The 14,324-nt window shown below is 47.7% G+C and carries 10 protein-coding genes; 4 read left to right on the top strand and 6 right to left on the bottom strand.

Going from position 1 to position 14,324, the window contains the following annotated elements:
* The 3 genes from JKY90_02015 to JKY90_02005 form a co-directional block, all read right to left on the bottom strand.
* Window positions 1-388: DUF302 domain-containing protein (locus tag JKY90_02015; GenBank protein MBL4851046.1), on the bottom strand; the 388-nt coding region annotated here is incomplete at its 3' end.
* A 106-nt stretch (window positions 389-494) separates the two neighbouring features.
* On the bottom strand, window positions 495-3,572 hold the full coding sequence (locus JKY90_02010; GenBank protein ID MBL4851045.1) for an efflux RND transporter permease subunit: 3,078 nt from the start codon (window positions 3,570-3,572) through the stop codon (window positions 495-497).
* Entirely contained in the window at window positions 3,572-4,681 is a 1,110-nt protein-coding gene (locus JKY90_02005) for an efflux RND transporter periplasmic adaptor subunit (protein MBL4851044.1), read from the bottom strand. Before JKY90_02005 ends, JKY90_02010 begins: the two co-directional genes overlap by 1 nt.
* Window positions 4,682-4,798: 117 nt before the next feature.
* Between JKY90_02005 and JKY90_02000 the strand changes: the two genes are divergently transcribed.
* Together JKY90_02000 and JKY90_01995 are read left to right on the top strand one after the other, a co-directional pair.
* Entirely contained in the window at window positions 4,799-6,619 is a 1,821-nt protein-coding gene (locus JKY90_02000) for a hypothetical protein (protein ID MBL4851043.1), read from the top strand.
* A gap of 172 nt (window positions 6,620-6,791) precedes the next feature.
* Complete coding sequence (locus tag JKY90_01995) at window positions 6,792-7,100, top strand: pentapeptide repeat-containing protein (GenBank protein MBL4851042.1); 309 nt, start codon at window positions 6,792-6,794, stop codon at window positions 7,098-7,100.
* Between the two features lie 66 nt (window positions 7,101-7,166).
* Here the strand turns inward: JKY90_01995 and JKY90_01990 are convergent, their stop codons facing one another.
* Genes JKY90_01990 through JKY90_01980 form a run of 3 tightly spaced genes read right to left on the bottom strand, consistent with a single transcriptional unit; the run spans window position 7,167 to window position 12,549 of the window.
* Entirely contained in the window at window positions 7,167-8,210 is a 1,044-nt protein-coding gene (locus JKY90_01990; protein MBL4851041.1) for a phosphotransferase, read from the bottom strand.
* An 11-nt stretch (window positions 8,211-8,221) separates the two neighbouring features.
* The gene (locus JKY90_01985) at window positions 8,222-11,371 is read right to left on the bottom strand and encodes an efflux RND transporter permease subunit (GenBank protein ID MBL4851040.1); all 3,150 of its coding nucleotides are present in this window, start codon (window positions 11,369-11,371) and stop codon (window positions 8,222-8,224) included.
* An 8-nt stretch (window positions 11,372-11,379) separates the two neighbouring features.
* Window positions 11,380-12,549 carry an efflux RND transporter periplasmic adaptor subunit gene (locus JKY90_01980; protein ID MBL4851039.1) on the bottom strand — a complete coding sequence of 390 codons (1,170 nt, stop codon included), beginning with the start codon at window positions 12,547-12,549 and terminating at the stop codon, window positions 11,380-11,382.
* A 34-nt stretch (window positions 12,550-12,583) separates the two neighbouring features.
* Here JKY90_01980 and JKY90_01975 point away from each other — a divergent pair, with 34 nt between their 5' ends.
* Together JKY90_01975 and JKY90_01970 are read left to right on the top strand one after the other, a co-directional pair.
* Window positions 12,584-12,790 (top strand): hypothetical protein, encoded by a 207-nt coding sequence (locus tag JKY90_01975; protein MBL4851038.1) that lies wholly within the window; start codon window positions 12,584-12,586, stop codon window positions 12,788-12,790.
* Window positions 12,781-14,324 (top strand): LPS-assembly protein LptD (locus JKY90_01970; GenBank protein MBL4851037.1); only part of this gene is annotated, 1,544 nt, incomplete at its 3' end. The genes JKY90_01975 and JKY90_01970, both read left to right, overlap by 10 nt.

The following is a 14,324-nucleotide window of genomic DNA, read 5'->3' as shown; positions in this document are numbered from 1 at the left end:
CGCATCCCTGAATATTATGACGCGACTCGATATAATCGGGGTTGTTATAGCTAAGCCATACTGTCCCCGCCGCATCCGCCCAGACCAATGCTTTTTGCGGCAAATCAATGGCTGCTGTTTGCTGACATTGCATCAACAATGTGCCAATTTTTGGATTACCAAAAATGATCAATTCAGTCGGACGCAATTTTTTACCCAGTTCCCACGCCGCTTCAGCGTGTTTCACTCGGGCAAATATTGTCATGCCTTTATCAAGTAGGATTCGCTCGAGACGATTCGCGGTTAACTCAACATCGTGCTGACTTTTTACTGTGACGAGGCCATTATTATTAGCCATCACAAATGGCGATACAAGAAACACTAACAATACACACATTATCTTGCCCATCAGTAAATTACCTCTTTAATTAATATGAACATAAATCGACAAAAAATATTTTTACAGCGAAGCTCATCGTGACTCACACTACCAAGCCCTGTTTTATTATGATGCGCTATGTAGCTACCAAATGTGCCTTGCCCCCAGAAGAGTGCTGGTCACCGGGATGACGTTTCTCACCAATACGTAGCAGGCTCGGCAACAGCACTAAAGTAAATACCGTACTCACCATCATGCCACCAACAATCACGCCTGCTAAACCACGATAGAGTTCACTACCTGCGCCTGGTATTAACAATAATGGCAACATACCAAAAATGCTGGTGAGGGTCGTCATGAGTATGGGTCTTAAACGAATATGTACCGCATTATTAACGGCATCACGACGTGACATACCTTCACGCTCAGCAGCACGGGTTTGATACACCAGCAAAATCGCGTTATTTATTACTAAGCCCAGTAAGATAACAAAACCAATCATGGTTAATAAATCCATTGATTGATGCATATAAAGATTCATTACGGCGAGCGCGCTGACACCACCGACTGTTGCTAATGGAATGACCAACAAGACTAGCAAACTGTCTTTAAATGAACGGAATAATGCGCTCATCAACAAATAAAGAATCACTATGGCTAGACTAAAAGCACCTAACATCGCTTCTAGCGCAGACTCCAGCTTGTTGGCGCTGCCGCTGTAGCTAATACTGGCATCGGGTGGCAGTTGCTCAAATATAGCCGGTTCATATTCTTGCTTTAATTTATTTAAGGCTACTTCCAGTGAGACATCCTCTGGTGGCCTTACTTGTAAGGTAACGGTGCGCCGACGATCCAGCCGACGCAATTCATTGGGGCCTGCGGTACGTTGCATCTCGACCATTTCACTCAATGGCAACACCCCTGCATTGGGTGTTGCTAGTGGCGTGCTCATTAATTCCTCAGGCACATCCCACGGCGTTGCACGTAGCACGACATCCAAGGTTTCTTCACCATCAAAATAATCTGCAACCAATAAACCATCGCCCAAGGCGCGCACTATCGAACCCATGGTTTCGCGACTCCATCCTGCCTCACGAATACGCTCCTCGCGCGGTAATAAACGTAACTCGGGATTATCTAAGGCTAAACCGGGGAAAGGCCGAATACGCGAACCTGGAATAATTTGTGGAATCAAACTAAATGACTCACGTGCTGCCGCCAGGATTGCTTCTAAATCACGGCCCTGTATATTGACATCAATACTGTGATCAGTGCCTGTGCCGGCAAATAAAGACGCTTGCAAGGCAACGCCAATCGTATCGGGCAAGGTGCTCACCACACCGTTGAGCACTGGCAACAGGTCTCTGGTCCGTTCTGGTTCAATCGTACGGCCACCTAAAAAGGCACCGTTCGCTGTCACCACAAAGAAATAATCTTTCATGTATGGCTGCATTGTGCCAGCAATATGTGGCGCCAATGTGTCGATAATTGCGTTGCCCATTTCATGTTCAGCAACATTAATGCTTTGACCGGGCGGAGGGTTAATAAACATTAATACCAGATTACGATTACCGGTCGGCAAGTAGTCAGCATCAGGTTTAAGTTCGACCACTATATAGAATGGCACAGTTAATAAAATAATAATCCACAAGGCACGCCGTAGTGGCCCATTGGTTAAGCGCATGACGAGGTTGGCTATGGCATTCCACCAGTGATGATGCGGGTCCTTCATCTCACTAGTGCGTAGCCAATTCATGGCCGCAGTGGGCAATACCAGCAGGGCAATAATCAAAGAAAAAATAACCGCAACGGCAATGGTTAAGGCTAAATCAGCAAACAATTGCCCCGCCTCTTGTTCTAGAAACACCACAGGCAAAAAGATGGCTACGGTGGTGGTTGTCGATGCCAGCAAGGCTCCCCACACTTGCAAGGTGCCACGCTTAGATGCCTTTAATGGATCCATCCCTTGCTCACGCAGGCGAACAATATTCTCGAGCACGACTATCGCCGCATCAAGCACCATGCCGGCGGCAAATGCAACCCCTGCTAGCGAAATGACATTGACCGTACGACCCGTCAAATCAAGAACAATAAAGGTAGCAAAAATAGAGGCAGGAATGGCTAAAGCAACAATAAGTGTTGCGCGCAAACGTCGCAAAAACCACCACAACACGCCAATGGCCAGCAACACACCTAAACCTAAATTACTGCCCACCAAGGCCAGCGATCGATCAATATAAACGGTTTCGTCATAGACTTGTTCAATAGACAAATTGGCGCGTTTAAGTGGGCCTTCGGATAACTCGGTCATTGCCTGCTTGAGGCCATTCATAACGCTAATAACATTAACGCCGGTCTCTCGATAGGCGTTTACCGCCATCGCCGGTTGACCGTTTTGAATAACAAAACCGACACGGTCGACTAATTTAAGCTCGACATCAGCAACATCGCGCAACAATACTGGGCTACCTTCGCGCCAATGGATAATCAGGTTTTCGAGATCATCAAGCTGATAGGCACCATCAAAACGTAAGGTGTAACTACGCCGACCCACATCAGCGTTACCCGCCGACACATCATCAGCACCAACCAACCCAAGCACTTCGGGCAATTGCACATCAAGTGCTGCGGCACGATAGGGGTCAAAAGTAATACGCACCTCGCGCTCACGGCCACCACGTACCTGTGATAAGGCAACACCCGGCACTCGCTCAAAGCGACTTTGCACCACTTCTTCGAGATAATCGTGATAACTGGCAATATCATTGCTATTGCCGTTGCTGGGTTTGATAATAAACCAGGCAATGGCGCGGCCATCGCCACCGCCTGTTGAAATAATCGGTTCATCGGCGTCGATGGGATAGCTAGGTACACGATTCAGACGATTAATGACTTCGAGTAAGGCGCGATCAAGCTTGGTACCGGTTTCAAAAGTTAAGGTAATCACGCCCGAGCCATTACGTGCCTGCGCTAACATCTGTGTCGCACCAGGCACACCACGTAGCGCGTCTTCTTGCGGCTCAATGATTTCGGATTCGATTTCCTGTGGTGCAGCAGAACGCCAGTTAGTGGTGACACTGATCTCGGGACGCTCGACTTCAGGCGTTAACTGCACCGGCAAACGCGCTAAACTGATCGCGCCAAACAGAAACGCTAATAACACGGCCACCGTAACGGTGACAGGATTAGCCAGCGCAAGTCGTAACAGATGCATTATTGCGTGGCCGTTTGCCCGGCGGATTGCCCGATGGTTTGACCTGCCGTTTGAATGGTAACTTTCTGACCCGGGCGCAAACGTTCACCACCGCGAATGACAACACGATCACCTGCCGCTAAATCACCATTAACCTCGATCCATTTACCATCGGCGTCACCCAAAATAACATCGACCGGTTCGGCTAACTCGTCATCGTTAATCCGATAAACACGGCTAGCGTTGGCACGCAACACCAGCGCATCACGTGGCACCACTAAAGATTGTTTGGCCGCACCCGTTGGTATGGAGACCCGTACCGACTGCCCCGGCCGCCAGGCCGGGTGCTGGAAATTTAGCCGTAGATCAGCCAGACGAGAAGCAATATCACCCACCGGCACCAGCGAGCGCAATGTCGCTAAAACTTGATCATTTGCCGACTTAACACGTAATGACGTATCAGCCTGGATATACCTCATTGAGGACAACGGTATGCGTACACGTACTTCCAAACTATTAATATCAATCAACTCAACAATGGCAGCGCCACTGTCTGCCCATTCGCCAGGCTGTAATAAACGTTGCGCAACAGTGCCATCAAAAGGGGCTTTGATGGCACTGCGCTCAACACGGTCTTTAGCCTGAGCAAAGCGCGAACGTGCCGCAGCCAAAGCGCCTTGCGTGGCATCACGGTCAGACTGCGTTTGTTCTAACTGGGTACGTGCTGCGTGATTGGTTTTTGCAAGCTGTTGTAAGCGTTCAACCTCGCTGCTAAAAAACGTCAAGCGTGCCTGTTCGCTAGTAATTTGCGCGCGCAACTCATCGTATTGCAGCTTGATGGCGCTGGCATCAATACGCGCTAGCACATCACCTTGCTTTACCTGCTTGCCTACTTCAGCCACTTCAAGCAGTCTACCTGTTATTTCTGAAGCGATATTGGCCTGACTACGGCTATAGACACTGCCAAAAAACCAACTGCTTGGCGCAATGGCTTGTTGTTTGGCCACGGCCACTACCACTGGCGCCGATGGTGGGCCGTCTGCGGCCCGTAATGACGGCAATATGAACACTGATATCAGTACGGGGGCCAGCACAAAAATCATGGCACGCGGTAAATGTAGTCTAATCACTGCAATCCAAGTGTCGATAATATGGCAAACCACTATATAATACCTCATCGATCAGTTGGACTTATTTCGAGCCAATTATTTAAAATTTAAAGATGGATAGCATAGGAGGGCTCCGCTTTGGCCGCGATTCGATTGCGCATACCGAAACAAAACCCAGAGTATATGGGGTCGGTACCTGACACACTGAAAGCCTTAAAAAAGTGGTGTGACAATCTATCACTGGCCAACCAACGCGACTCTATTGTTGAGCTTCATACTATGCTCGGGCGCATGAACCGCGTGCCGATCAAAGTCGAAATTCGTTATCAGCTGTTAATGCATTTGCACCCATTCGTTCGTGAGCTGACAAGCATTGCCAAAAAATCGTATTTAAATACACGCCTACCGCTGCTCCCTAAGACTGCGCAGTCGGCCGCAGCACAGCGCAAACTACTCACCACTATGGCCGATGGCTTTAAAGTTATAGCGGTAGAACAATTACAATCAGACGAAATACTCCCAAGACAACGTACCCCCACGCTTTTGCGGGGGCAGGCTCTTGGGGTGCATGTGCACCTAACAGAAAATACCTTATATCAGGCTATACACTATCTTGGCCTAATCGTGCTTGATTATTATTTGACCTATACCGAACAACCCACTGTGGTATGGGGCGAGCTTAATCAACTGTTTACGCTAGCCGAATTCAAAAAGCTGATATCGCAGCCTATTAATATTGCCGATAAACATGAGCCCTCGACCATTTTAGAAAGTTATCAGCGTATTTTATTGCTTGCACTAAGCAACCCCTACCACCTAATGCAAGGTGAAGCTGCCAGGCTCTATACACATCTTGCCAGCTGGGCCAGTTATGTGCGATTAATAAGCGGTTCATACCAACTTGGGAAAACTGGAAAATTTGTCGTTGATCTCGCCGCAGCAGCACCACCAAGATATTCTTCACAAGCCGCAAGCCCGCAGCCACCACGGGTAGCACGCGTCATCAATGTTAGTCGCTTGCTTGATCATTTAGAGGGCATTATTTCGCAACAAAGCATGAACAAGGCCACTATTTCCAAGCGTATTGAGCAAAGCATGTATCGTCGCGTGACACGCGTTTTAGGCGCACGCTGCGAGCGCCTATCACCACGCATAGCCAGCGATGTCAACGCTGAAGTGGTATTTGGGCTACGCCACTGCCACCAGCTAATAAGTAATGGTGATGTTTTTCGCCCAGAAGAAATAGAGTCAAGCTTACTTAAAGACGAATCACTCGATGATCAGAATGACGCAATGATATTGATACCTTCTGCAAATCAACCATGGAATGACAGCTCCTCGCCAAATAAAATCGATGCCAACGCCCATCCGTCACGTACATCCAGCTTTGACACCGAAACTGACCAGCGAGATATATGGAAGAAAGTTTACGCCACTCGCGCCAAAGCCGAGCATTATATTGACAAAAACAAATCACAAACATCCACCCCTGAATACACCATTTCCCTAGGCAAACAAGGTAGCGAAAGCACAGGCGGTATCGATTTATCCTGCGCTACAGAAAATGGAATCTCTGTTCGGGTGGGCGATGCAGTTGGCTTTCGCACACCCGTCCCCGGCGCCGAAGACGCTTGGGAAATTGGCAGCATCACTTGGCTTCGCATTATCAATGATGGCACGGTTTACGTGGGTATTAAGCGTATCGCTGGAGACGCCTTACCTGTCGCCAGTCGTGGTTTAGTCGGCGTTGGCGAAGGCAGCGAATATTATCGTTCTTTGATCGTGCCTAGGTTGGATCCTGATGAAAACCCAACGTCTATTATCACGCCCGCTGCGGTCTATGACATCGATTCACGTATTTTTATCAATACGGGTGAAAAGATCCTTCATGTCAGACTGACACAAATGATCGATACCACTAATTCTTACTCTCATTTTCGCTTCGAACGCCTACATTAGGCTCTACCAAACAAATCTATAGTGTCTATGGCTTACAAACAGGCTGCAAGCCTGTGCCAATTATTTAACATTAACCTTAACTTTGAGCCGAAAATGCCGACATCAGCATTGAGCCCATAAAGATCATAAGGATAATGGTATGGCCCAAACACCAGAAATTAAAAAAGATGAAATGTATTGCCTACTACGCGAAGGCGATATGGCAACATTTAACCAACGCAAAGAAGATGGTGAAACACCAGATCTCACTCACTGTGATTTTCGTAATGTCGACCTGCAAGGTATGGATGCAAGCGATCTTGATTTTAGCAACAGCTATTTTCGTCAGGCTGATTTACGTGGCATCGATTTTAGCCAAAGTAATCTGCACGGTGCCAGTATTCACGGTGCCAAAATCAGTGGGGTTTTCTTTCCACCAGCTATTGAACCCTATGAAATCTTTATGTCCTATCAGCACGGCATTCGCCTACGTTATAAGTAACCCCAAAGCTCGGTTCATCCCTCTCACGTAGAGGAGAAGAGGATAAAAGCACGGAACAGTGTGCCATCACAAGCAACTGTTTAACGGGTCTCTAGGCAACAAGGGCAACACTCGTTTCTCAATGAGATCAATCAAACCACCGAGCTCTGTATAGGTGCCAGATAAGCGACAGATATACGATAGCGTACGCAGCACATCATTCATATAAGCTGTCTTGCCATCACGCTGGTAGAGACGTGCAAAAATTCCTGCCGCCTTAAGATGACGCTGCACCCCCATCAAATCAAGCCAACGGATAAACTGGTCGCGTTGCCCCCCGCCTTGATCGGCCGCCAACAAACCATACTCTTCGGCACACTGACAATAATAATCTCGCCATTGTTCTTGCTGCACTTGCGGCCATTCGATATAACAATCTCGTAACAAAGAAACCAGGTCATAAGTCATGGGCCCTAGCACCGCATCCTGAAAGTCGAGTATGCCCGGGTTGAGGCCGGAATTATTATGGCAAACCATCAAGTTGCGGCAATGATAATCACGATGCACCCAAACTTGCGGTTGTGATAAAGCATTATCAGTCAGCAAGTCGAATACTGTTGTCAACATTGAACACTCGAAGTCGCTCAACTGCAAATCAAGGTGTCGCACCAAGAGCCAATCACGAAATAACGCCATTTCGCTCATCAGCAATGAGCTATCATAGTCAGGTAATGTCAATGCATTGTCTTGCCCCGCTTTTTGCATTGCAATCAAGGCATCAATGGCATCACGATACAGTTGATTCGCCGTATCCTTGCTTAGCAAAGACAAGTAACTGTCTTCGCCCAAGTCTGATAACAATAAAAACCCATCAGTAATATTGGCTTGCTCAATACGTGGAACGTTCAATCCCATTGCGTGCAAGGCCTCAGCAATACGAATAAATGGCGCACAATCTTCCTTGTCTGGCGGCGCATCCATGACAATAAAGGTCTTGTTATTAATACGAACACGAAAGTAACGACGAAAGCTAGCGTCAGCAGAAGCCGGAGTGATGCGCGAGACTGTTAGTTTCAAATCATTGCGCAGCCAATCAGACATTTGTTTAAACCGTATGTCCACTATCAATATTCCTTTCTTACCTATTCAGGTTTGGCGTGTTGAGGCTGACGACCAAACAGACGAAAAACCGCATTACGCATGTCGTCAGCAATCAAATAAAAACACGGTAACACCAATAAAATTAATACAGTGGCAAACAGCAAACCAAAACCAAGGCTCACTGCCATCGGCGATAATATCTTGGTCTGGCCTGTGGCAAAAAATATCAGCGGTGAAACACCCAGGAAAGTCGTAATACTGGTCAATAAAATGGGTCGCGTACGCACCCTGCCGGCCTCAATGAATGCAGCAATACGATCCATACCCTCATTGCGTCTCTTCTTGGCAAAATCAATTAAAATCAATGAGTCATTAACGACAATGCCTGCCAAAGCCAAAAACCCAATCAAGGATAAAAACTGCAATTGTAGCCCTAAAGCAAAATGGCCAACGACAACACCAATCAAGCCAAAAGGAATGGCAATAATCACCACAAACGGATCGAGCAATGATTTAAACAAGGCAGCAAGAATAAAAAATATAATCACTAAGGCAATAATCAGGGCGTCCAACATATCCGCAATCGAGCGATTAGCGTCACGCTTCTCACCCAGATAAAACAATTCGAAATCAGGCAAGTCAGCACGTGATGCAAATTCTTTATTAAGCAATTGTGTTACCTCTAACGGCGTTGTGATGTCAGTATCAACATCAGCCGTAACGGTTGCCAAACGTCTAAGGTCGCGCCGACTTACCTGATTAAAGCCGCGGCCGACTTCGATATCAGCAACCTGGCCAAGAAATACCGATTTACCGCTGGGCAACACAACGCGCAGCAGGGCAAGATCTGTCGCCTGCGTACGCACGGCCTCTGGATAAATAACGCGTACCGGCATACGCTTACCATCCACGGTAACTTCCATAACTTGCAAACCCTGAAAGCCACTGCGTACCGCTTCTGATAACTGCAATTGTGTTAAACCCAATTGACGCCCACGTTCGTTCAAACTGTATTGATACTCCAATTTTCCTGGCTCAAAGTCCTGGTTTACATCCTTAACCCCTGGTAATTGACGAAGATAATCGCGTATGGCGATACTGACGGTGCTTAACCCTTTGACCGTTTTACTGGCAACACCCACCTCGATATCAACACCACCAGGGCCGGCCTGAGGGCTGGTAATCGAAACACGACGAATACCCTGTTCATTTTCCAAGCGCGCACGAATTGCATTAATCACCTCGCTGGTGGTACGTACACGTGTGCCGCCATTGTCAGATTTGAAGCTAATAACAGGCCCAACCCAGGTTTCGATAAAGCCTTCGGGTTGGCGCTTATGTAAATCAATCATGTATTGAACGTGGTTATTGCCGAATTTAAATACTGAGAAATCGACAAAGCTGACGCCGATATTGGTCAGCATACTGTTAAGTTCTTGCTCTTCATCAACCACTTCCAGAATGGCATTTTCAACACGCTTGGCAAGCGCCGTCGTATCTTCCAGGCTGTAGGTATTGGGCGCTTCAACATTAACAAAAAATTGGCCGGTATCGAGTTTACCAAACATGATGTAGGGCATTCTTGTGACTGCAAAAATACCAACGACGATCAACACACCTACCGTCGCTACGGCAACAAAATAACGGTTAAATAAACACCAGCGCAATATTTTTACATAACGCTCAAGTAACGTACGCCAGCCGTTACTACTGCCTTCGCGCCGCACTTTAACACGCAAAAACTGCCGTGCATGCGAAGGCAAAACAGCAAAGGCCTCAAGCAATGAACCAATCAAACAAGCACTGACAACAATGGGAATAACTTGAATAAACTGGCCCATGGTTCCGCTAATAGCAAGCATGGGCAAGAAGGCTGCAATGCTGGTTGTAGTCGCCGCCATCACTGGCCAAAACACTTCACGCGTACCGATTAACGCTGCATCTTTCGGCGATTTTCCCATCTCCATATGGCGATATATATTCTCGGTGACAATAATGGCGTCATCAACAATCATTCCCAACGCCAATAAAAATGCAAACATTGACACCATGTTGATGGATTGACCCGAGTAATTCATGAGAATGACAGCAAACAAGAATGAAACGGGAATACCTAATGCCGTAATCAATGCGACGCGAAAATTCAAAAATAAATAGAGTGACAATAACACCAGTATCAAACCGACAAGACCTGATGATTTAACGGTATTTAACCGTGTCTCGATATACACAGATAAATCACTGAATGCAGCGACACCAACATTATCAGGGAACTCGTCGCGTAGATCGGCCACCATCTGCTTCACTTCCTCGGCAATATCAGTGGTCGAACCGTCGGCTGTTTTTGTCACCGTGATATTGACTGATGGGCGGCCATTAAAACGACCGAGCGTGCGCACTTCTTCTAAGCGGCGTTCTATTTTTGCTAGCTGACCTAACTCAAGGCTGCCACCCTTGGCATTGACACCTATCACCAGTTTCGACACGCTTTGTGGATCTGGCTTGATGCCTTTGCCACGAAGCAAGATATCACCTTCACGCGCCTCAATTGAGCCGCCGGGTAAGTCGCGCAAATTATCACGTAGTGCGGCAATTACCCGTGACAAGGGCACGTTCGAACTGGCGAGCTTTTCCGGATCGACAATAACCCATAATTCCCAGTCGCGATAACCACTGATATTGGCACTGGAAACGCCCGTAATGGTTAATAATCGTTTTTTTACTCGATCACTGAGATCAATTAAATAACCCTGACTGACATCACCAAACAAGGCGACACTAATAACCGGGAAACGCGCTTTTATCCGCCGCAACTCTGGCTCTTCGGCAACTTCAGGTAGGTCGGTAATGCGATCAAGCACCGCGCGACTGTCACGCATAAACTCATCAACATCGGCGCCGGGCTTAAGCTCAATAATAATTTCCGAGCTGCCTTCAATGCTGGTTGAACGAATCACATCAATATCGGCAAGGCCATCAAATTCCTCTTCGATAAGCAATGTGATTTGACGTTCGACTTCCTCCGGCGAGGCACCTTCATAGAGTGTTCTTACTGATACCTTGTCAGTCTCAATTTCGGGGAATAACTCTTCCGGCATGGACTGCCATGACATCACGCCAATAACAATCACCAGCAAAAGAAATAAATTGGTGATTAATGAATTGGCAATGGCAAAGCGGACAAGAAACATAAGCTGAACTACGGTAGCAAAGTAATGGTTTGGCCATCACTGAGGGCAGCGACATCACGACTAACAATAATATCGCCAGCGTTTATTTGACCAGAGATAACTTGCCTGTCACCGTCGCGAATACCGACATTCACTGCCAGACGTTGCAACGTGCCCCCCGCTCGGGTCGAGGGCAGGCTCTCGGGGTGCAAGGTGTTTTCGTGTTTACCTACCACTTTAAACACATGCGCTGCGCCTGCTTCATGTAACACTGCCGTAACTGGCACCACCAAAACATTTTCTTGCGCTAACAAGGGCAGCGTAGTGCTAGCCAATGTACCGGGCAATAGCTGTTGATCGGTCAAACGTATACGTACTGCATGAGTGAAGGTTTCGCTATCAGGGTCATGTTGCAAGGCGACAATCTCACCATCTAAAACACGATCATTGATCGTGTCCTTTATCGTTACAGTAACGCTTTGCTGCAACATCAGCGCACTGGCGGTATTACCATCGACCTCTACCGCAAGATCGAGCTTACCTTGTTCAAGCACTTCAATAACAACCTGCGCGGTCGTGACAAAATCACCCACATGGGCATCAACACGATTGATGATGCTATCAAAAGGTGCGGTTAAGCGAGTGCGCGCTTGGTTGCGTTTAGCACGACGCAATGCCGACTCACGCAAAGCAATGCGCGATTGCGCACTATTCACGCTAAAACTTAAACTTTCTTGTTCTGCACTGAGTTGTAATAATTGCTTGCGTGACTCATCGAGCAAAGACTGTGCAGCCAGTGAGTTACTCGACAAGCGTTCAAGTCGCTTCACTTCCCCCGCTTGCAAGTCTGTATTTTGTTGCGCAATAGACAGTAAGCGACGATCACGTTCAATAGCGGCACGTTCCTGATCAAGCAGCGCCTGCGCATCAACCACTCCATCGCGATAGTCACCTGCTTCCAGCACCAGCAATAATTCGCCCGCTTTAATACGCTGGCCAGGCTCCACCTGGCGCGACTTAATACGACCGCCAACCTCAAAATGTAGGCCTAGCTTAGTGGCTGCCTGCAAACGCCCACTGACAATACGCATTGGCCGAATATCGCGTGTTTCGACTTGAACTACCGTGACGATGACCGGTTTTGTCTGGATTAGCTCTGCCTTTGGCTCGGGTGCTGTTTTTATAAGATAAAAGGCCAAAGTAGCAATCGCTAAAATCAACAGCAGAGTGAAAATGAAAGAAATCTTGCGCACAGGCACATTATACAAGGAGCCTCTGATTATTTCTGGGGCAGCGACCTTGGTGACTGAAATTTTTCAGATCGCGGCGCGCATCGCAGTCAATAGCGGGGCTATTGACAAGATTCGCAACAAAGAGCTGGAAGGTTTCCGTCACCAAGGCCGTGTTCCACGAATTAATCAGAGGTTCCTATGGCTATAGATTTGAAGAGTGGTTCATTCTATGCCATTTTTAATGATTCTCACCAGCAAACCGGTACAATACCGCGCGTGCATACGCTTAAATACGGTATAAATTCTGTTCTGCCACGAATATCAGTAATTTTACTGTTTTTGCTGCCCTTCACTAACGCGCATAGTGCGTCCCTTTGCCATGCTTTTGACGAAACACTGGCCCCTGAGCTGAATATCAACAAGGGGTATAACGAACTCGCGCCAATAGAAATTAATGCCCATGAAGGTGAATCCTTTAATAAAGATGTCATGGAGTTTATCGGCGATGTCGAAATCATACGTGGCAGCCAAACACTGAATGCCAACAAAGCTCGCTACACCCGTTCGACTGATCGTGTGCAAGCGGATGGCAATATCATTTACCGCGAACCCGGTTTTTCACTTTTTGGTGACAACGCCGATGTCAATATTGTCACCTTTGAGGGTGAAGTCACCAATGCCAATGTGCACTTTCCTCTACTGCATGCTCGCGCTAGCGCCGACACCATAATTTTGCAAGGGCGAGAGGTAAGCCGTCTCGTTAACGGCGCTTACACAACGTGCGACCTCGATGACAATAGCTGGTCTTTAACCTCTCCACGCATAAAACTAGATCGTGCCAAAAGCGTCGGCAGCGCCTATCACGCGGTGCTGCGCATCAAAAATATCCCTGTGTTTTACACGCCCTATATTAACTTTCCACTCAGCGATAAGCGTAAATCAGGGTTCCTGGCACCCAGCTTTGGCTCTTCCGATGAGTCCGGCACCGAGATAATCCTGCCGTACTATTGGAATATCGCACCCAACTACGATGCCACCATTACCCCACGCTATCTTGCGAGGCGCGGCCTACAGCTGCAAAATGAATTTCGCTACCTTAGTGATCGTCATAGTGGTGTTGTCGATGTCGAATACCTACCCGGGGACAATTTATTTAACGATGACCGTAGCTTGATTCGCCTGCAGCACGACTCGACCTTTTCACGCCAGTGGCGTGGCTCGCTATTATTCGCTAATGCTTCCGATGCAGACTACTTTGAAGACCTTGGCGACAACCTCAGCATTACTAGCATTACCCATCTCGAACGCCGAGCCGACCTGAACTACAGCGGTAAATGGGGTCAGCTACTGGCACGTGCGCAAGATTTTCAAACCATCGATGACACCATTGCTGGCATCAATCGTCCTTATAAACGACTGCCACAATTACTCTATAGCACTGCGTTACCTTCCTACCGCAACATCAGCTCACAATTACGCAGCGAGTGGGTGCAATTTGATCGCGAGAACAGCGTTACTGCATCACGCTTTGATATTCAACCCACATTCGGCCGCCGCTACAGTCGATCATGGGGCTTTTTTGAGCCAAAGCTTAGTCTGCGTCACACGTGTTTCGAACTTGACAATCAGGCGGTCGGGGTCGATAGCAGCCAGACACGCAGTCTGCCTATCAGCAGCCTCGATGGTGGCTTATACTTCGATAGGCCTCTCTCTTTAGGTAAGCGCGCCTTTATTCATACCCT

The sequence above is a fragment of the Gammaproteobacteria bacterium genome (assembly GCA_016765075.1).
Lineage (GTDB): Bacteria > Pseudomonadota > Gammaproteobacteria.
The sequence above is the reverse complement of the archived record's forward strand: the minus strand, read 5'-3'. Positions and strand labels throughout refer to the sequence as shown.